This window comes from Sodalis endosymbiont of Henestaris halophilus, assembly GCF_900161835.1.
GTDB lineage: Bacteria > Pseudomonadota > Gammaproteobacteria > Enterobacterales > Enterobacteriaceae.
On sequence record NZ_LT897836.1, the window covers coordinates 510,998 to 534,289 of the forward strand.

The following is a 23,292-nucleotide window of genomic DNA, read 5'->3' on the forward strand; positions in this document are numbered from 1 at the left end:
ACGTTACGCTTTCGGCTATCTAACCTTCTGTTTAAGGATGTTTCTTTTTTCTAAATACTGTATCTTCCCTCGTAAGGTAAAACTAAGTTCTAAGTCCAAAATATATAGCTTTATTGTTATAGTGGTGGTAGACTGCAAAGTTTGAGGAACTTTTTACGGCAGTTTTGTAATTCTGGATCCTAACATGATCCATCTATGGTCTAATAGACTTAAATAGCCAAAATATAAATGATAGGCTCTGTCTGAACCATCTCGCATGATGCTATCCTTTTTAAGGATGAGATAAACCATTTACCCTGTTCAGTAAAATAGGTGGTTTGACACGGACACATCATTTTAGTTTTTTAATCTTGCTTAATTGATAGTTCTAGCGTCAGCTAGAATTTTTAACACAATGTCGGGGCATTCTTAGCTGGGAGGACGTTGATTAGTATCAACTGGCAGAATGATTACTTTAGTATGGCTAGTAAAATGTAGCACAGGAAATGTGTCTGTTCATTATGTATAGACTCATTTGCTCGTTGCTTGTGATAACTTTGTGTACGATAGCAGACAATAATATATAGCCTATTTGGGCTATACACGATATTAAGTAGCTTTCTGCTAGCGCAGAATTTAACACAAAGTTTTTCTTTTAAAGAAATATTAGTCACGGTTATCATACAAATTGTGTTATAAAACAAATCGTTGCTGTATGTTACACAACATTTTGGGCTTGGCCTCATCAAAATCTTTCATCTGGTAATCAGTATAGTAATTATTCGAGGTAGCCAGATCTATGAGGAGCAGTGTGCACTAAGTATTATAGTGTTAATTAATGGATTAAGTTCTTTAATTTATCTATTCGCTCTGTGGGTCAACATTAGTAAATAGATAACAGTAACAGACGAGACTGTGCACTTGTAACAAAAGTAGGCTCATGGGCTTGTTTACATAAATCACTAACAATCTCTCAACCATGGAAACTGTAGACATTAAAGTTCTTTTGACCCGTTATTATCCTGTTTTAGAAGAGTATCCTGCTTTCCCCGTATTATACTTTTCACTATTTCTCATGGTTGATCAAAATAAGATGCTGTATTACCGCGTGTTTATGCATAAATAATGCTACCAGCGTGTAGCCTAGCCACCAGTGAGCTTGTTTATTTTCTTTATGGGACTAATTAGTTTTCTTCTTCTGGTGCATTAGATATTACCTTTTCCTCAGTGTTCATGTATATCCCCTGCTACTGCGCCTACGGCATCTAGTAAATTAAATGATTAGGAAATTATTTGGCTTGGCACAGCCTGCATAAATACAACTTATTTTGATAAGTGTAGTGATTAAGTTCCTCAACAATCTCCGGTGTCAGCTTTCGATATAAATCGAATAATAATGTTGTAGACAGTTAAATCATTCACGGTTCTGACTGGTGCAGAAGTAATTAATAGCAATGTCGTCAATGAGATAAGATCTAAATTATTAAAATAACTTTTCCTGCTTATGGCTACGGCCTAAGCATGCACTATTTTGCACGCGAAATGGTGATAGTCCGCAATAGTTTGTTAAGTTTTTGTATGTATGACAAGAATTTGGTATGGTTAAAAAAACTATAAGGTTTTTCTAACTCTAGTTTACGCATGATTATAATAATACACTACGGCAAGAAGTATGATTGCTTGGGGTAAGAGAAGTTTAATAACTACGGTTAATTGCCGTTCAGAACAAAGAAAATTGATGCTACCATGGTATACCGGTAGGGTTAAATAGGCAACTTTGTTAATGCATCATAGTCTAAGTTAGTTGGCTAGCATAGATTATGCTTTAACTTCCTTGCTATCATTTTGATAAAAGCCGGATTAGTAATCATAGATTTTGCAATCTAAGCAAACAAGTTGCTGCCAATCCTTCTTTGCCTACAAGCACTATCTTTGTAGTTTTTTTTTACAATCTACCAATTACGATGTACTTTTTCAGAAGGACCCCTAGAAATTACCTTTTAGCATGCTTTTCCAGATATAACGGTGACTATTTAAAGTTTAAACATCGACTAGAACGAACCTATTACGACGGTAGATAAGCATGCTAACCAATAAAGAAATTGATGCAGATACCAAATAATATTTAGCTAACGAGCAGTCGTATCTGTTCAGTTACTATGCTCAAATACAGCCGCAATCAAGATAATACACAAAATCTGTATTAATTTATGACGTGGTTTTCATCCCTTGAGTAAAAAACTAAATATTTATTTAAGGAAGAGAAGTTATTTCCTTCTTGTAACTACATTAATTATTTACTCTTTAATCGCTGAATAAATGCAATTATCTTTTAATCGGAATTACTGTCCGTAGGACGTCAGAGCATTTTAATATTCTTCACTCTCTCCATCGTTTTTTTAATGTTTTTACATGGATTATTTGAGCTATTGCTAACGTTATCGCTCAATTGTAATATGCGATTAATAATTACACGATTAACCATCAGTTGCGGTATATTTTATTCGCCAATAATTGTGCTTCACATCACTTATTATCGCATAATGCGCTAGCATATAGCTTTTAACTAACGTGTTATGATTATTTTGATTTATGACTTTTAGCTAAATAATTCACGTTTTTGCATTACTATCAGGAGAGGCAGTTTTTATGGTTATATTTTGTGATAAACTACTTATTGTAACGATACATTAAGTATTTTACAAAATATAGTTGTTATTAATGGAAGCATATTCGACGAGTATGCTGTTGTTTGTGCGATCATAGAGTTGTTGCTTAACATATACCTAAAGTTGATTTAATTAATTTATTGATTTTCTGTCTCGTAGTATTTATTGCTAATTTAGTGCACTGTGTAATGGTGGTATCTTTTATTGTGGTTACGTTTGCCACATCACTTAATTTATTCAGATATCTGATCAAAGATCGTGCAACATTGCTATTGATATTTTGTTTATTGTTATTAACAATATCTTAACTGTACTTTACAAGTACAGTAGTTGTTGTGTATCACAAATCAGATAAATTAATCTAGTATTTAACAATTAATTAATTTCTGTGCATTATAATTGTTGTAATAACTTAATAAAAAGTGAAGAGTGATATTCACGGTTGCTGTAGTTAATCCGTTTATTTTATTCCTTCTTTAAACTTACCAATAAGATAAATAATATTTGCAGTAATTGTATTGATATTTATTTTACCTATGTGAGTTTGTAATCCTTATGCATCTCTGTATTGATAACAATCAACTCTAAGTTTCTACTTGAAATTTATAGTGTTAGAAAATATTTACCGCTAATATAGCGGATTACTTATTAACTTTATGTATACAAGTTCCCCCACCATACTATTAAGGCCGACCACGAGACTACCAAGTTATATAAACTCTGTTAACGATTAGTGCTGAGATCTCCTTAGTAAAATCTGCATCGCTTAGTCTCTTGATAAGCGGGAAAATAAATACAGCTTCATTGTTAAATGAAGCTGAGCATTTTATTTAGAAGTCAGTATCTTCGTCGTATCAAATTTAGTTGTGGCTGGTATTACCATGAACATATGGATATATCAGATGAGATATTAAATGTCATAAGAGCTATATGTTTGTATTTATGAGCCCGCCGCTATCAACTCAGAAGATTTTTTATCAGACTAAGGTTAATAATGTGCTAGTATTAAATAAATTAATCTGGTAATTTTTTGGTTGCAGCGGCTGCGAAAAACATCAAAATCTAGTATAGAGATGCAATTTATTATTTCTCTCTAATTCTTTTAATTGCTGAGAACTGTTGAGTGTATTTTACATTAATTACTGTATATAGTTTTAAATATTTAATTTAATATTAAGAAATTGCGCTTCCTTTAATAATCTTAAATTATATTTTAAGGGGTAATAGTAATATTGGTGACGTTTTCAGTATTACCTAAGACAGTAGTTGCTTTACTCAACGACTGATGCTATGAATGCTGACATTCGTGTCTTTACCCCCTTACGCATCTTCATCAATGTACATTACTTCGATGTACTAGCTTTAGGTTTGCGTTTAAATTCAGCAAGTAATGCTTACTTACATTAGGTAAGTTATAAAAAGTTAATATGTATTTTATTTCCCAAATTGAAACTCAGTTTTTGGTTACTCATTCCACAAATATATGTAAAAGGATTGAATGCGAATCGCATGCATGAATCAGATATTACTGCATCAAGGATAGGATGTGATAATTCAGATTATGACTAGATTTTTGGTGTTATCTGGAAACTGTCACAGTCGCAATATGCGTCTCTATATGAGAGCCCTGTCGTCAATAAAACAATGACGGCTCTTACAGGTTAGTTATTTTAACAAAATATGCAAACATGGAACTTTTCCTCTTGCTCGGTCACGTAGTGACAAACAGAATTAATGTTCGCGTTTTTTTATGAAACTGAAAATTTGTACATAGCTTCCTAGTCAAGTTTAAGTTTGTGCTATATACAATAGGTTATTAACACTTGATAGTGTTAAGATTGCTCTTAATTTTCATCTTTTTTTTACCTTCATTGCATCCGGCTTTGCCGAGCAGTGAAAAAAATTTACCGGCTTATATAATTATTAAACTTTGTATTAGCTCTTTAGTTGTGCCCCGACCACATCAAACTTCAGCATACCGACTACTTCGAAAATAATATTTTTATAGGTTAGCTGGCAAAAATTTGCACGATCCTCTTTCCGAGAGTTGCATTAATTATTAACTGATTGCTTTTGCTTGAGTTAATTGTATAGGTTGATACGGTAGAATAATGCTAGCGCGAAATTTATAATTCGGGTAAATTTAAACTACTTAGCTTAAAGAAGTTATCGCCGATCTAAGTTGTTCCGTACTTATAGCAAAGCATAGTGAACACCCGCCGTAAAGTTCAGAGTATTTGTTCTGCTAACGTATTCTTTTTAAAATGTAACTAATGTATTTTAATATTGTTTTTGTATCGACCCGATACGACGCGGAAAACGATACTCGGGTTTTGGTGCAGCGTATATATTTATCCTGGATCTTGAACAAAAAGCCGGCGCACTTTTCTGCGGTGCTCTCTACCCAAATATTAGTCTGACGCTATATGAGTGGTGGCTCACCAACTACCAAACCATTCAGTATCTAATTGATGCCAAAGTTGTCTAAAAGGGCAATAAAAATAATGGCGACAGCTGGCCATCTTTTAGGAAGACTAGTTATAAAATGCATGGAAAATGCGTAGTTTGTGCACTATTTTGGAGTATTAAACCCCATTTAATACCCTAACAACATGAAAGTTATGGTCCTGGCGGTTACTCTGTGATGAAGATAGGTTTTATCTTTAGCCAGATGATAATACTAGTTAGTAACTTACCGCATTCAATAGAATAAGTACTTGGTTAAGTAGGCAATACGCCATTTTCTTTCTGCTTTATCAAGTGATTTTATTGAATTGCATATATGGAGAACTATTTTATTCATAAAGATCAGAATCGGCGTTGCGCGTAGAGGGTGACTGCCATATCATCTTGCGTATTTGATCTTCAATGTGTTGGCTGTATTAATTATCATTAAGCAGCAGTCTACTGCAATCAATAGGTGCTATAGGTATCATTGGGAAAATCTTAATAACCTAAAATATAAAGGAAATTTACTATTCTCTAGTTATAATAGAATTGTATTACGTATGTGGTCATAGTATATACTGTGCTGTTTTCTATTGCTATCTCGTTTTGAATTTCGCGTATTGGTTTATACTACTGACCTTAACAGCATTAATGATTTACATTTTTGTATACACAGTAGTATTTTTCAACTAGTATCTTTTTGCCAGCGTCATAGTTGTTATCATAATTTAAATGAACAGTGCTTCCATTTGGTCAGCTTGGAACTTATTCTTCATGGTAACTTTTTAAGTTATGATTTTAATATGGTAAGTCTAGTCTATATATCATTTCTGGTCATAAATTCTATAGATCATGTCGGTAGGCATTGATGCCTCTGTACCTAAGAGTAGCTACTGAATAAATGCCATAATTACGGAAGGGGCTACACCGTATTGGCAACGAATAGTAGTAATAAGACTCTAGTGTTAGACTTTATTAAATCCTTGTATATTATTCAACGTGATTGCTGTCACCATTGTTTGGTATCTCTCTACTATAGAGACAATGTCTGCTGCTAAAATTAAGAATAAACCGCGATATTGAGCAATGAAGATTTATCTAATTAGTGTCAATATAGTTACAGACTGTTTTAATTATGTGTGGCGAGAGATCCATGCAGCAGGTTTAGTTATTTTATTTTTCTAATTTTAGTGCCGCATTTTAAATCGGATAAACGATTCTAATTTCGTAATTTTGCGCTAAATAATATATAGATTTAAGTATACATTTAGTCACCGAAAGTAACTTTTACTCTGTGCTTGTGACTTGGTGTGGTAACATACCACGGGTGCTGCCATGGCGATGCTTTTTGTTTTATCAGTTAATAAAGATTTCCTTCCAGCATAACCAAAACCTTCTACAGCCATGCAATTAATTATTTTAGCGTTTTAAAAAATAATTTAGATAATTTTAACATATTAGTGGTCGTGTTAGTTATTTTACAGTTACCTAGTAACGGTATTTGTTTCATTTAAGCAAGCCTGACCTATGTAGCATCTGGGTATTTATTGTACTCATCAGTAATCTTGCCACATTTTTGCTTTCAACGGTATATACTACATAATAAGTAACTATCATAATTCACAATTTTTATCAGATACAAGAAAAAATATTTTTAATATTAGTGGTTGCAGTTATAGTCTTTTAGTAATGCAGCTTTATTGCGTTTTGTGTGAAAATACTTTCAACATTCCGAGTGCAATAACATAGCAGCTTCTGCTGACCGCCTATCTTTACGAAATATTTAATAGTGAATTGATTGAATTATATTTCATATTTTCTAACGATTACTTATTATTCTCTCTTTGCCAGCTGCATAAATTGGTTTCCTTTTGCTGTATTTATCCATAATAAAAGCTTTTTATAGGTACAAGATTCGACAATAAATAGGTATAAGTAATACTGCCTTTAAACTAAATTAAAATAATATGTTGCCAGAGGCTATTCGATCATAATTTATAATCTATTTAAATTTTAGTCAAAATAGCAGTATTAAAAATACTAAGAGTAAAGCAGGTTATTAATGTTTCTTACAGAGCCAGTAATATGAATAACTTATTAGTTGATTTCATGAAGTTATTCTATAATGTTCTCAACTGCTTTTTGTTTCTAAAAGCGAGCACGACCCCGATAAAATAGGGATGCCCAGCTAGCACTGTACATTTGATAGTGCAAACCATGATGTAATGCAATTGCATACGCTTAGCTTAAGATTAAAAGAATATTAGTTTGTGATTATCAAAATTTTTAGTACCCCACGGGGGTTGGGGTCGTCTTATTTAATTTGCTATGTTCTGTGAACTTAAATATTGTTAGAAAACAATATTACTGATACGGAGCCATAGCTCTCGCTTGGCATTAGCATCCCCTAAAAGCGCTGCCAGTGGTGGAGTATGTAAAGATATTTTATGAAAATCACGCAGAGCGGACAAACCGAACCACCAGCAATGGCAACGAACGCTGTCTGACAATGACATTACCTGCTCGGGTGTCATTCCGTAAAGCTGCGTCGTCTTTAATTTCATGCTGTGCGCTACATCTGCCACCAGACGATGATCTACCGCCGGTGCCGGATTGCCGACTAGTAATAAACGAATATGCTTTGGCAATTTTACTGCGAATGCTCCATGAAGTACCTCTGGCCGACGGAGCGTCCATTGAGTAATGCCGAGTTGTTTTAAGAAGTAATCGTATTTTGTCTCCATGGTCTATCCTGTCGGTGGTTTTATTCTGAATTTTTATGATATCGCATTCCTATAACTTATCGAGTACAGTAACAGAAGCACTATACTTCTAGTGTTGATTATTGAGGAGAGTTTGTTGCATGTACGCATTAAAACCTGCCAGTAAAGTCATACTTCGGCATCAGGATATGTTCTTAAATAAACAAGTTTTAATTGCCGGAAATGTGCAGGATTTGCTGCCAGCTTGGCTTAACGCGAGGAGTGTGCGGGTTCATACCGCCTGGTTTCATTACCAGCAGACTCTGGTTCGCGTTATGAGCGAACCAGAGGTGCAATTCGGGTTGGTAGCGGACACTACACTAGTCAGCAAGTGTGAGACTCTAATTTACTTTTGGCCTAAAAATAAATCGGAAGCACTGTTTCAGTTGACTAATCTCTTGTCGTTATTGCCTTTGGGTTGTGATGTGTTTGTGGTAGGGGACAACCGATGTGGTGTGCGCAGAGCCGAGTCAATGCTGGAGTTGTGGTGTCCGCTGAGTAAGATCGATGGCGCCCGCCGATGCGGGCTATATTACGGCAAACTAGTCCAACAAACCCGTTTTGATTTGGGGGATTATTGGCAATCTTATCTGCTTGATGATGTGGTGATAAAAACTTTGCCAGGCGTCTTCGGCCGCAACGGGCTTGATAAGGGTAGTCAACTGCTACTATCAACGTTTAAACAACCGATTCAGGGTAATGTAGCTGATATTGGCTGCGGGTCTGGTGTCCTGTCAGCGGTCTTGGCGAAAAAAGGCATAGCTGGGGTGCGGTTAACACTAAGTGATGTACATGCACCGTCGCTTGCTGCCAGTATAGCTACCCTGAGATCTAATGGTTTACAAGGTGATGTATTGGCTAGTGATGTCTATTCCGCCATCAGCGGTTACTTCGATATGATTATATCGAATTCGCCGTTCCATAATGATGTGCAAATTAATCTAAAATCAGCGGTGACGCTGATTAGAGGGGCACGAGATCATCTGCGGTTGGGTGGCGAATTGCGTATTGTAGCCAACTCTTTTCTACCTTATCCGAATTTGCTGGATGAGGTGTTCGGTAATCATCAAGTGTTAGCTAAAAACGGTCGTTTTAAGGTCTATCAGGCTTTCTATTAAGTGAAAGGTATCTATGATAAAAGGGAATAATGCGCGACTAATACAGATTTGTGTTAATGTCAGCTTTGAAGCTGTAACTAGATTACAAGAAAAATAGTATTTTTTTAGCAACTACCAGAGGTAACATAAAAGCACTGACTTGTGCGTCTAAAATACCTAAACCCCATTGCCGTGATGGGGTTTTAATCGGATCTTTATGTAAAGAATAGCTAATATAACATTATCATTTATTATTAGTGGTGTTATTTTACTACAAATCTTAGTATAATAAGTCTTGAAACTTATGTTATTTTTTATATTTATTGTCAATACGTTGCTTAACTTTTGCAATCATCTTGTTTTAGGTCAAGCAAGCTAATCTGTGTCCTACTTGCTGTTTTTTGTTTGCGTGTGTTTTATCTATCGCCATACGTTGGCGTATCACAACGTATTCGGTCATTAATATTAACTTCGATGACTTAAAGTTATCCAACGAGCAAAGTATTTTTACTATTTCATTAGGACTAGAAAAAGTTAAATTCGCCCCCTACTTAATACTTTAGTGATTAGTAAGAAAATAATGAATGTTAGTTGTGCGGCTGTCATAGCAGCTTAATTATAAAACTCTGCCTGGAGCGGCAGAGGGAACAGTTGTAAAAATTGATATTTACTCCCGAATAAATTGCATTTCTAGTCTATAAAAATGATGCAACAATTTTATGTTAAGAGTGGCATATTGAAAACTTTACTAAGTTCTTCATGGCAAATTCACTCCACAGATCCCGGTTATTGACGCATGCAGAGCGCCATAACTAAACGTATTGTCATGCTAGATTTTTTGATGTTTGTGGCAATAGCTATCTCTCACGATATTACCAACCTCGCTAGGTCTGACCCTTAGCACATTATTAAATATATTATAGTTGAATAACTCTGCTGCTAGTTTAGCTTATTAAGCTACCAAGCTACCAAGCTACCAAGCTACCAAGCTACCCGTAACATAATTTCCATCGTTATCTATCTATACTAACTAAGAGCATGAATGTTTCTTTGCCCCCGTCTAGCGGATGAAAGATCGCTCGATAACTCGTGTCAAATTCAGTCTAATAAATACAAAATCGTGGCATATTTATGACACGTACATAGCTTATCTTAATGCACTTATAGCACATAAATGATACAGACCAGTTAAGTCTGATGCGGCTCTGGCCCCCTCATCTAAATGAAAAAGTACTAAAATTATTCAGCCATTGCACTAGATTTGTTTGCATATAAAATGAGGGGTCTTAAGCGATATAGTCCCCTATAGAAACTTAGTGTTCACTGTGAACTTATTACATATAGTCTCTTAAATTTGCTGCGTGTCCGGCCGGGTGGGTTATAGAAGTGTTAAGTTTACTAAAACAGAGTCGCTATAACTAAGCAGCAAATACCGTCAGGCGACCTTATGTGGCTATAAAGGATCACGCAAAGCATGTGAGCTAGAGATAGAGAGGTTCATTGCTGTTATAAACACAGCCTGCTAAAGCAACTCTGTAGTCGCCTCAACCGAAAATCGGTACTAAGGATTAGGAAAATCTTTTATAACCTTCTCGAATAGAAATTTATTATTCTCACTTTAATATCATCATGCACTACATAGCAATCAGATTCTTTATTATATTAGGTAGTTTTTAATATCAAACGGATTAAGATATATGTCTTATAAGCTGTTTAATAAAAAGTAAGGTAGAGTATTATTATATGAATTAATTACCACCAACAAAGCGGTCACCAGCATCCAAGTAAATCCCTTCAATGATAGCTTGCGACTAATACAATGTTTTATCCATTGTGTGTTAAATCAGAGTAGTTCTAAATAACGTGACGAATTAAACTATCTTAAACAAGTTAATTCGCATACTGTAGCCGTGTGGCCAACTGCGTAGTTTCTTCTACCACATTTTCAGGGAAAACTTATCAGCAACATAAGCATAATTTTTGTAGATAAAAATAGTCAAATGAATTAACGGTGCTAAATAATTTGACTTAACCATAAGTTGATATAGTAAGCAGCTATCAAGATAATTAATGAATAATAAATGTATTAGTAAAGATTTTTGCTACAGTTTAATACAGCTTAGGTGTTTAAGTTGCATACAGATATCGTGACCCTGTATTTAAAAAACTTTATAGCACTGTCTACCTATCAGACTAGAGATAGGCCTTATCGGTGGTAGCATTAATTCTTTGGGGTTTACCTAACTTTATCTTTTAAATATCAGGGTCTCAAATCTATCCGTTGTCAGGTGCCCCATGTGCCTTTTTGAGGGTAACCAGTGTTTTTAGTTACCACAGGTAGTCGGCCTGCAATATATAAAAATGATTGTTGCCAATAGGATACCGCGCAAGCAATTGTTTATTAACACAACTTTTGCATAATAAAATAACTTGATTCAATTTTAGGTTTCTTGCTCATTGCTTTTTAATAAAAGCATTTGGTGGTTTTTGCTATATATTGCGTGATTAAAGACTATGCGTTTCGGATTTATATGGTATGTTGGCATATTGCCTTAATTCCGTCTTATATAAACATACTCTATTAATAACAAGAGAAGAACGTCAGTACAAAAACGGTATATCGATTCGTTAGCGTTAGATAAATAATGCTGAAGGTTTTTTATAAAAATTTAACGTAAATTTGATAGTAAGAAGATTTGCAATATCAGCGGCTGAATGCAAGCTTCTTAGTTTAAGAAAATTATTTTTATTAATTTTTGTTAGACGTGTACTACCTAAAAACTGCATAGATTATCATCCCCACAGCTAGATTATTATTTAGCATGGTTGCTGCAGGCGTTAATCACCCAGATTATTGTAAATACTCTTGCTATCTGTATCAACGTGCATCTAATAGCACAATTCCGGTGCATGTGGCCGGAATACGATAGCTACACATAGCAAAGAGCCATTTCCCCCAATGGCGGTAATGTTTTCGCAGCTAGTATTGTTACATGCTACTAATGTCAACAAAATAATAAAAGTACAATACTAGAAGCCAATGTTCTTTAAGTACGTCATGTTAGTACACATATTAATTAATATTAATACCAAATTTTATCTTTAACGTTAGCAGGGTTAAGATGATTGTCGTGCTTACGTAGGCCATTTCGTTTATTCGTGAGTCGAGATTAGAAAATTTATTCTACGTAGGGATCTTTGCCGCTCTCGACGATGGTGACAATAGCTTGTGTGGTATATTTGCTGGGGATACGACCTTGACGTTGTTTTAATGCATTTCGACCACCGCATGGCGCGGTAAGCTTTGCATATCTATTTTGTGTTTTTTATTTTTTATTATGATACTAAACCTTGTGGTATTGGGAAATCTATTACTGACGGTACCGCTGAAGAGTGGAAGGTTAAAGTCTCAAACTGCGATCAGATAATTATCTTTTAAACTAGTGTGGTTTATGGCAGTGTTGGCCCTACGTGCTCGCCCATAGCTTTCTATTTTGGATGCAAACTGGAACCGATCTAACGCCATTTATACTATAGGCAAAAACCAAAAAAGATTCGGTGTAGTAAAGATACATCTAATGGCGTCCTGAATATATTTTGTGAAGCTTTCATGATATTGTTTGTCGTTTTATGTTGTTAAAGTTAACTGGTTATCGACTAATGAGTTAACCCCTATCTTTCTATTACGCTATTTAGCGTACTTGCTAATCTGGCATTTCGAGGCTGTGCTGATCTCTTAGGATTTTTGCTATTACTACTGTATATTTTATTCGTCTACGGCGTATGGTCTTTATTGTAACACGATGATAGTTTTGTTCGTAGTACAAAAAGTTATGTTAGTTGAATTTCTATAGAAATACGGAAGCATGTTTTATTGACAAACATGCAGCATTCTTTGGTTAAGAGAAATAACTAACGGTAGATAAGGTGAGGATATGAATGTTCCTCGGGAATGAGTAACGTCCAGTTACTCAATAATACAAATAATAACGGGCTGATATGGCAGATATCAGTTGATAAAATTAAATGCATGTAGCTTGATGACGTTTCTTGCAACTTCAATTACTGACCCTTGTTGTAGGTTCCAGGCGCCAAGTACCGCCCGCCTTTGCTCTCCGAGAAGGAGATGAATCGCCGGTCGATGAGTATGGCCATGGATCATCATCGTCGAGCCAGTGTGCTCCATCACCGTCATGACTGTTTGTGTGTTAACATCTTTTATGTTAACGGTTTTTTTTGCATTGGCACGTAGACTATTAATGCGTATTCTGTCGGCAATACGTAGCCGCATAGACAGCGGCATAGATAAAAACAGCTGCTGCAGCCAGCGATGCTGTGCCCAACGACGAAAACGTTGGTAGTCGAAATCGTCGGTACACAGCGTATCGCCATGCAATATTACAATCTTAAGCTGGTCAAACTGCATGATTTGTTGTGTGGGTAACAGAGTCATACCACAGGCTTTAGCATAGTCCTTGCCGAGCAGAAAATCACGATTGCCGTGAATAAAATAGCAGGGAATCCCGTGCTGACTAAGTTCTTGTAGCGCAACAGCGATCTCATGATGTAGGGGGTTAGGATCGTCATCGCCTATCCACACCTCAAATAAATCACCAAGAATATACAGCGCTTGAGCAGCAATCGCACGGGTACGTAAAAAATATAGAAAACCAGCGGTAATTGCCGGCTCTTGAGTGCAAAGATGAATATCTGCAACGAACAAAATTGACATGCGGGTTAGGTTACTCCGCAACAGTTATATTATTAAGAATGACATTTTTTGATACGTTTTGGCTTACATAGCCTCGATGATAGCTGTGCTTTTTATTTTTTATTACTTACAGATTATCGATTGCTTCGATGAAGTAACAATATTCCCATTTATTTAGATGCCTTGAGTAAAAAGTCAGGAAGTCATTATTTACTACATAGATAAAATTTTTCGTATAAATGGCGTAATATGGATGGCTGGCACTAGCGATCGTCAGCTTACTGCGATTGTTTTTTAGACTATTATTGACTTCTTTATTTACCATTATATATAAAACCTTTTGTTTAGTAGCCGGGACAAACCGCCCTAAATAAAGCATTATTATTCGAATAAAAGTGGTATTATTATGAAAATCTTGATATCAATAATTAAAATATTACCAACAGTTCACTGTGCTTTATACGCAAATAAAGTTGATAACGATATCACGATGATTGGTATATGAAAAAATTAAATTTAATGTACAAAAGTGTGATACGTTAAATTAATGCAAAACGCATAGACAAAATATCCCAGCGTAACTATTGAATAAGATTCAATATCGATCCAATTTTACCCCATGAATTTTATTAAATGACTAGTTAATGCTAGCTTTTACTTTATCGTAAAGTTCATGTAACAAACACTTTGATTCGTTTATCATTAACATTTATATCAATGGGATATGATGGCTTATAGCCTCCTATGATATAAGCTAGGGATAATAAATTTCTATTCTAGAAGTCCTGCCTATCTGTTGCCTATCTTTATTATTGGTGTTTTTATTCTATACTGAGGCACCTGTAGCGCTGCTTCAGCTGACTGATTACCGATCCTAGCAGTTATGCTCGCGGGGGTTAGTTCAAGCTTCGCTTGATCCTTTAGCGTTACTATAAGCTTCTGATGGTATTTATTGCTTAGTATATTTACTCTTATGAGAGTACTTCTATGGTCCTGTCGGACACGTAACTTCCAAGCCATATGCAGCAATGTCACGGTGAGGTCTGTTGTTTTCTGATGGTGAATTCTGCATCACTTAGCCCCCCAGGTTTATGTGTAGATAAATATAGTCCCATTTGTGGTGATAAATGCAGCACTATTTCATTTCACTGTCTGAACTGTCGTCGAATCAGACTTAACTAAGCTTTATCACTGCGCGTTGTTAATTTATAAAATAAGACATCTAAATATCTTAGATACCAAGCTTTTGTATTTATTAGGCTGTGTTATAAAACACATGTTATCAAGCAATCTTTCAGCTGCTGTCTGGGTTTATCTAAGACACATTCATACTATTTAGTATAGATGAAGATAGAAATAATTTTATTAGCAGTAGAGTAAGTTTGACGACTTCGCTAGTGTTTCAATACTTTTTGATCAAACTACGTTTAATCACTTTAGCTCGTATTAGTCTCATCTGGTTAATAATGTGGTAGCTGGTAGCTACTGCAAAAACATTAAATTATAGTATAGTGATACGTTTTGGTATGACGCTCTGAGCGTGTTGATTACCGAAAATATTTAATGACTCTAACATTAATAACTTCATGTAGTTTTTAAGATTTAATTCCTTGTGTTAAGGTGCTGCATTTTATTTAATAGTCTTAAATGTAATTTATTTAAGGGGTAACTAATTAATCTTAATAACATTTTTCATTCGTCTTAGATAGACGAATTTTACTCTAACTACTGTGTAATGACCGTGCAACTGATATTTATGAGTTTTAACTGCCTTTTATCAATGTAATACTAGTGGGGTACTAGTTGAGCTATTTCTAGTGTTATATTTAGTAGTAAAAATGCTTTATTAGTTAGGTAACTTATAAAAATGCGCTTGATTAAAGATCACACTCTCTAAAAGTTAATATTTTGCTTTGAGTAGTTAGCTTTAATAACTACGTCGAGATAACAGCATTTAGTTGATCGTGGATAATTCTGGGAGAAGAATATTCTTGCAATATATCTGTCTTAAGGGTTCAATAATCTAATAGTTTTAGTGACTATTACCTCTAGGTGATTTAAACCCGTAATTTGCATATAGATGCATATGGAATAATTTCTCGATGCTAAAGATTTTTAATACCCTGACTCGCCAAAAAGAGGAATTTAAACCTATATACTCTGGTAAAGTTAGTATATATGTGTGCGGCATAACAGCGTATGACCTATGCCATATTGGTCACGGGCGCACTTTCGTTGCTTTTGACGTAGTTACCCGCTATCTGCGTTATCGCGGTTTTGATGTCAATTATGTTCGCAACATTACCGATATTGAAGATAAAATTATTCGTCGAGCTGCTAAAAACAGTGAACCATTTTATGTACTTACTGAACGCATGATCCGGGAAATGCATATTGATTTCGATAAACTAAACATCATGCGCCCTGATCATGAACCGCGTGCTACGCACTATATAGACGATATTATTGCATTGGTGGCTCAGCTTATTGAAAGAAAACATGCTTATGTGGCTATTAACGGTGATGTTATGTTCGCCGTAGACAGTGACAAAGATTATGGTTTATTATCCCGCCAGGATTTGGCGAAACTTCAAGTTGGCACTCACGTCAAAGTGACCGAAGTAAAACGTAATTCCATGGATTTTGTTTTGTGGAAAATGTCAAAACCTGACGAGCCTAGTTGGCCATCTCCATGGGGTGATGGCCGACCAGGTTGGCACATTGAGTGTTCGGCCATGAACATTAGACAGCTTGGCTATCATTTTGACATTCACGGCGGCGGTTCGGATCTGATTTTCCCGCATCATGAAAATGAAATTGCACAATTCACTTGTGCTCATGACGGTCCCTATGTAAATGTTTGGATGCATACTGGAATGGTGATGCTCGATCGTAAGAAGATGTCCAAATCTTTAGGTAATTTTTTTACGTTGCGTGATTTCTTGAGGTGTTATGATGCTGAAACGGTTCGCTACTTCCTGATGTCCAGTCATTACCGAAGCCAGATTTATTACAGCGAAGAAAATCTCAAGCAGTCGCGGGCTGCGCTCGAACGTCTTTATACCGCCTTACGTGGTACTGATTTAGTAGCTGTTCCTGATGGCGGTGAACATTTTGTTAGGCAGTTTAATGCGGCAATGGATGACGATTTCAATACCCCACGAGCATATTCTATTTTATCAGATATTGCTCGTGAGGTAAACCGTAAAAAAATTGTTCAGCCATCTGCGGTACAGGGTATGGCTGCTACTTTGCGCCGGCTGGCCAGCGTTCTGGGGTTGCTTAAGCAGGACCCGGTTGCTTTCCTACAGCAAATAAGCAACGACGACGTAAATAAAAATACCGAGGTTGCAGTGCTTATTCAGAAGCGCTGCGATGCACGAAAAGCTAGACATTGGGCACTGGCAGATGAAACTCGGGATAAACTCAAGAAGTTGGGCATTATGCTGGAAGATGGTCCTCAAGGTACGACCTGGCGCCGTGTTTGATATATATAAATTCATTACCAGCTTTTCTATCTTGCAGCAAGAGTTATATGGGTGTAGCACAAACAAGGAACCGGTTATGGTCGGTTTATATCTCCCACATTTTTTTAGTTGCTTATGCTGTTAACTCATTTGATGATCTATAAAACGTGACATGCTATTTAAGCGGGATTTAATAACGCTAACTTATATTTTTATTTCGCAGTTTACCCACAAAAGACCGTGATGATCAATGATGATTGAAGGTATCCGCGTCGTGATTTGACCAACTAGCAATATTTAAAAGATTAGATAATTATCTATAACGACACTTTTAAGATAACATATTGTTATTGTTTGTATCTCATTTCTTACAGATCGAGATAATCCTCGCAAGCCCGCAAAGTATTCTGAATGAGCGTGGCTACCGTCATTGGACCTACGCCACCAGGAACTGGTGTAATATAAGCAGCGCGTTCGACGGCGCTAGCATAATCCACGTCGCCAACCACTTTGCCGTTATTTAGACGATTAATCCCTACATCCATGACTACTGCACCAGGTTTGATCCATTCGCCTGGAATAAAACCTACTTTTCCCACTGCCACTACTAACAGATCTGCATTTTCGATATGTCGCCGTAAATCGAGTGTAAAACGGTGGGTGACGGTCACGGTACAGCCAGCCAATAATAGTTCGAGACTCATGGGCCGGCCGACTATATTAGACGCGCCGACCATGACGGCATTTAGGCCACAAATATTGATGTTATAGTGTTCGAGTAATGTCACAATACCTCGCGGAGTGCAGGGCCGCAGCAGTGGGACGCGTTGACATAAGCGGCCGATGTTATAGGGATGAAAACCATCTACATCTTTATCCGGAGCGATGCGCTCTAGTACGCTAACATTATCAATCCTATTGGGCAGCGGTAGTTGAACTAAAATTCCATCCACGCGGTGATCAGCGTTTAGCTGATCAATTAGTTCCAGTAATTCTTCTTCCGTCACATTACTGGGTAGATTATAGGACAGGGAGATGAAACCAACGTCTTTACAGGCTTGTCGTTTGTTTGAAACATAAATTTTTGATACGGGATCGCTGCCAACTAGCACAACTGCTAGCCCCGGCACGCGTTTTCCCGCTTTGATGCGTTCATGAACCCGGGTCGCCACTTCATTTTTGACTTGCTGGGCAACGGCCTTACCGTCAATTATTTTTGCTACCATTTAAATCTGAAATCTATCAATGTAAGTAGATTGCGCGTTATTTTGACAGAAATTAATCTAGCTGTCAGGCATAGAATATATAAACTTTTGTTGTTAAAAAAGGGAAGTAAGCTATTGACTCAAACTTTTGCTTCCGTATAATCCGACTCGCATATAACCCTAAATTGTCATACGTTATACGCCCTTAGCTCAGTTGGATAGAGCTACGGCCTTCTAAGCCGTAGGTCACTGGTTCGAATCCAGTAGGGCGTACCACTTTAATTAATATCTTGCGCAGTTTTATTTTATAGTCATATTTAAAGTTTCTGATCATTGATATTTTTATTAAACGCATCTTTAGTTTTTCTGGTGCGTTGGGCGAGATGATTATGCGAAATATATGCGTAGCAAAAAAACTACGTTTTCGCTAAATTTTATTTGTTAATTTATTGGGTATCTAAGAATTAGCACTTTTCTTATAAGAAGTAGCTTGTCGCGTATAATAAAGATTAAAAAATCTAATTTTATTTCCTAACTCTTTAAAGTAATAGAGTTTCTAAACCAGATTGTTATTTATATAAGGCGTCCTGATTATTAATATTTTAGTTCCTTCTTTATTGTGACTGTAGTTAATAACTACAAGATGTTATTTGTTATAGTTAGAATATAATTCTAAGAATATTATATACTTAACATAAATGGCGTTGAGTATATAAAGTTTATGCATTAATTTTGCTGCTTAAAGACAATCGAGGGTAAAGACTTAACTGCGAGTAATTTGATTAAGGGATTATATTTACGCCGTTAATTTTATTAATGATAACTTTAGCAAAGTATTTTTAAGGATTAATAATTTGAGAGGGTAAATAATATTTTAATATTCTAGGCCTTTCTCTTAGAGATTATAAAGATCTATAAGAGTAATTTATTTAATTAAATTTATTTGCACTAATGAAGTTATAAACACCATTAGAATGGCTGTAATTTGATAAACAATCTGTAAATACTATTAATAGTTTCTTGTTTTTAGAAAAATGAACTAACTTTATATACTAGGTTTATTAATAAAAATCTTAAGTATATATTCATACTGTTAATTAATTTGCTTCATTATAAAAATGTAATGCACTTTGTTACTGTCACTTATTTAGTAAACTTTATTTACTAAAAGAATAATATACGTAGTGTTTATGACTAGCGTCAAGGATACACTATATCGTCTATAATAATTAACGCCACATTTTAAGATCGTGTTCTTATCTACCGTCAATTTATGCAATAAGCGCATACTAGTAGATATCTTTTAGGCATATTATATATCAGCATACGTAATTAAATGTTATAACAACAAGTGTTACATTTATCTATAAGTAATTTATTCTCGTAACACGTTGTGTATATATAAATATAGTACTATTATATTTTTAATAAATGATCTTTAATATTATGAGCCATATTTAGTGATTTATGTTATCTCGTATGCTGTATTTTAATACAGTTTAATATTAATTTATTGATTACTTATTTAATCTTCTATCTATGTTATAAACAAAATGTTACTAATAACACAATATGTAGCATAGTGTGATGACTTTATTGTTTTAAAATTAAACATCTTTTATATTAAGTAAGCAACTTACTTTGCACTTGCTAATGCAGTTTTAAATAAATATTGTAGTGTAGTATTTACGTAAAATTACTTGTTAATATAAATATTAATAATCATTAGTTATATTAAATACCCGCAAGGCAACCATTTTATTATAAGTAAGTTATTTAGTAAGTGTTTTTGTGTTACTGATTAACATCAAGGAAAGATTAAATCTTTCTTAATTATTTTAATATTAATCTTTTGTTTTTCAATGCAAGAAGTTATGATAATAAATATTATAATCATGGGTAATAGTTTGATTTATTTTAATATATAGTTATTAACTTTAAGTTATTTACAGTCTCAGTTTAACTATTACTGTTAAATAACAGTTAGAAGATCTATTTATTGTTTAATAACAATTTTATTAATATAACATCATCTTCAGATGATATCGACTTAATCAATATTAGTGCAGTACCTTATATTATACATAATATTTATGCACTCATAATTTTACCTAATATTGTTTTAGATTATAACGTTTCTGGAGTGTGTAATAGTAATTAAAATATTACTATTTCTAAAATAGAAGTAAATGGCTGAGAAGCTTACATGGATATGCCCAGTAAATTTTGCCATGTGATTAGCTTAAGGAAGATATAAGTTTTCTCTGATGTTAAAATTTATTGCTTTGTTGCTTTGGTAGCATGCGGAATTGGTGTAAGCGCTCATCAAGTTTAATGTATATCTATGCTCACGTTTTCTTATTAATTTATTGCGGTTAAAGTAATAATGTATGATAATTTAATTATAAGTTAGATTAACAACGATACCGCATTGCTGTAATTAGCGCAGAAATTATCTTATACTTTATACTTGATAATAGCGATATTAATGTCATGATTTCTTCTCAGGTTATAATATCAGTTAATAATTTATTATTTGTGGTGGATTGTTATTAGTTATTTATTACTAGGAATTTTCTTTTTTATTTTTTATGATTGAGTTACCTTTATTTAGTATATATAATTAATTATTATTTTGTTCATATTGATTTTGGTAATTAAAATTTATATAAATTTGACATCATCTTTACTATCCTTTATCTATCTAGTCATTCGTGTTTTGATTAAATTTATTTAACGTTTGTATGAGTAGTAATTAAATTCTATTGACTTAAGTTGACAAAAGCATTAACTAAATTAAAATGCAGGTGCAACATTATTTAATTATGTTTGGTTCCTGAATAATAATTATTAAGATAATTAATTTATATTATTTACTATAATAACACGTGCAAAACTTTTCAATCTCATAAAATAAAACGGTAAGTATTTTATTGATAATTGAGCAATATATGACGGTCTCTTATTAACTCTCATCATACAAATATGATCTGGATTAACTTTTAATACACTGCTTTTATCGTACTGCGAAATATTAACTTAAATAACGTTAGGTAATTGTTTTAGTTGTGAAGGTGATAATACTTTCTTATATATGAAAGTTATCTTTCAATCTGTCAGTGATAACATTATTACTATGGTTATAATATAGTCACTTAATAAAGAATTAATTACGGTTTTATATTTTGTTAGAAATTTTTATTTATGTAGTAGACATCGGTATAAATATTATTTTAGTTGCATGATATGAGGTTTAATAAAATATTATTCGCTATAATAAACAAAATTAATATTGTATAAATTAAAATAAACTTATCAATATTTTTGATAAGCTTTTGGCTTAACGTTATGTCTGTATGCGACAGTGTTTGGCGATGAGCGGATAGCGCTTTAATGATGCCAAATTAAACCAGAAAGTTGTAGTAGGTTAATAAATCTTGTGCAACTAAATGTGCAAAAGAAAATATAAAAGTTTGTATACATATTTAGGTGTGATTATAATTTACTGCGTTCATTTTAATTAATAAAGATTTGGAGTTGACTGATGTATTATCACACACAATAGTAAAGCATTAACGCAATCATTTTATTATTACTGCTGTAATCTCTTGATGCTTAAGAGATATGTCTTAATATACTTAGTCATTTTATGACAAATCAGCTATTGTAAGAATAGCTGTGAGCATTTTCTCATGACTTTATTGCTTGTGCTTGCAATTATGATCGCATATTAGGATAATAGATGTATGAAGTATTTATTTTACTTGCATTCATAACTTTGGTTATGAATGCGTTATTCCTTTCTTTAAAATAAAGAATATTATTCTAGTAAGATCAAGGTGATTTGGTTTTGAGTAGTAATATAACAGAGTAGTTACAATGAAATAATATCACACTTAGTAATTATAGCTAAGTGTGACGTATTTTAATACCGGGTTGTATTCAATTGCTATTATTAATATAAATTAATAATCTCTATGGTTTGGTTTCTTTGATTATGCACTAATCATACATGCTTTTATTCTTCTTTGAAATGATCGTTTGTAGTAAAACTGCATTTTAGTATAGTTAAAGTTATTTGATTTATAGTGATGGAAATAGTATATCGGTAACTGTGAATGGCGTTAGTTGCTTATTGCGCTCTATTATTTGGTATGCTATCCTCTACAGTTTTATAGTGCGCGAGAAAAATCTACTGGTCAGCTGCAACCAAAATTAATTTCACATTTAAAGCAATGTGCGGGAAACTCGTTAACCACGCAAATTTTTTACGAGGTGGCTGGCCTATTATCAAGAATAATTGCTTACATTTATTTAAATGGTTTTAATTAACTACTAATATCGTTTTAATTAAAGCTGTTAGTTATTAAATTTAGGATTAATAGTATTAGTGCATGAGTGCATGCATATTAATTGAAATTTTTTTTGATATACGGTGTTACATTTATACACAAATGCCCATCAGCATAGCATTAACTTATCTTCATAGGTAAAGAATTAAAGTTCTACCTAGCGCTTTCTTGTAAGAAGATTTAAAACCATAAATTATTAATAATATTTATTAAATGGTCTTTTAATATCAGGTGTAGAACGAGTATGTTGACTCAACGTAATTTACTTGTTTTAATGAATCATTTATTAAGAAGTAATTATTTAGTGTTAAATATTCTAACAAATAAAGCCATTCTTTTATATTATTTGCACGTAATAAAATTATTATAAAGGAATGACGGTTGGTGATGTAATTTTTACGCATTATATATAAGTAGTAGTAATAAATAATGCGGTAATATAACTGTATTGCATAAATGTAAGTAAAATTTTGTATTTGGTTTTTATTTTTACCACTCCAATAAGTAATTTAAAGTTAGCTATTCGCTAATGTATATTAAATTAATAAGAAAATGTCCATCACTTTTATCAAAAGTGCGTTTGAGCACTTTAAAGTTGCATA

General features: G+C 33.9%; 5 protein-coding genes and 1 tRNA gene. 3 read left to right on the plus strand and 3 right to left on the minus strand.

Going from position 1 to position 23,292, the window contains the following annotated elements; all coding sequences use genetic code 11:
- Positions 1 to 7,447: 7,447 nt before the first annotated feature.
- Positions 7,448 to 7,840 carry a DNA polymerase III subunit psi gene (locus HBA_RS01110; RefSeq protein ID WP_097032217.1) on the minus strand — a complete coding sequence of 131 codons (393 nt, stop codon included), beginning with the start codon at positions 7,838 to 7,840 and terminating at the stop codon, positions 7,448 to 7,450.
- A gap of 119 nt (positions 7,841 to 7,959) precedes the next feature.
- Here HBA_RS01110 and rsmC point away from each other — a divergent pair, with 119 nt between their 5' ends.
- Positions 7,960 to 8,976: a 16S rRNA (guanine(1207)-N(2))-methyltransferase RsmC gene (gene rsmC / locus HBA_RS01115; RefSeq protein WP_097032218.1), complete on the plus strand. Its 1,017-nt coding sequence runs from the start codon at positions 7,960 to 7,962 to the stop codon at positions 8,974 to 8,976.
- A gap of 3,988 nt (positions 8,977 to 12,964) precedes the next feature.
- On the opposite strand, the gene HBA_RS01120 is transcribed toward rsmC, so the two are convergent.
- A complete protein-coding gene (locus tag HBA_RS01120; RefSeq protein WP_097032219.1) occupies positions 12,965 to 13,687 on the minus strand; it encodes a UDP-2,3-diacylglucosamine diphosphatase in 723 nt (240 codons plus the stop codon).
- A gap of 2,081 nt (positions 13,688 to 15,768) precedes the next feature.
- Between HBA_RS01120 and cysS the strand changes: the two genes are divergently transcribed.
- Entirely contained in the window at positions 15,769 to 17,154 is a 1,386-nt protein-coding gene (cysS, locus tag HBA_RS01130) for a cysteine--tRNA ligase (protein WP_097032221.1), read from the plus strand.
- A gap of 347 nt (positions 17,155 to 17,501) precedes the next feature.
- Here the strand turns inward: cysS and folD are convergent, their stop codons facing one another.
- Positions 17,502 to 18,359, minus strand: a complete 858-nt coding sequence (gene folD / locus HBA_RS01135; RefSeq protein WP_097032222.1) for a bifunctional methylenetetrahydrofolate dehydrogenase/methenyltetrahydrofolate cyclohydrolase FolD — start codon at positions 18,357 to 18,359, stop codon at positions 17,502 to 17,504.
- A gap of 178 nt (positions 18,360 to 18,537) precedes the next feature.
- Here folD and HBA_RS01140 point away from each other — a divergent pair.
- Positions 18,538 to 18,614: transfer RNA gene (locus HBA_RS01140), tRNA-Arg, on the plus strand.
- Positions 18,615 to 23,292: the final 4,678 nt, after the last annotated feature.

What these genes read in the sequence shown, in the direction of transcription:
- HBA_RS01120 (WP_097032219.1), bottom strand. Translation starts at nt 13,687, where the DNA reads ATGTCAATTTTGTTCGTTGCAGATATTCATCTTTGCACTCAAGAGCCG.
- rsmC (WP_097032218.1), top strand. Translation starts at nt 7,960, where the DNA reads ATGTACGCATTAAAACCTGCCAGTAAAGTCATACTTCGGCATCAGGAT.
- folD (WP_097032222.1), bottom strand. Translation starts at nt 18,359, where the DNA reads ATGGTAGCAAAAATAATTGACGGTAAGGCCGTTGCCCAGCAAGTCAAA.
- HBA_RS01110 (WP_097032217.1), bottom strand. Translation starts at nt 7,840, where the DNA reads ATGGAGACAAAATACGATTACTTCTTAAAACAACTCGGCATTACTCAA.
- cysS (WP_097032221.1), top strand. Translation starts at nt 15,769, where the DNA reads ATGCTAAAGATTTTTAATACCCTGACTCGCCAAAAAGAGGAATTTAAA.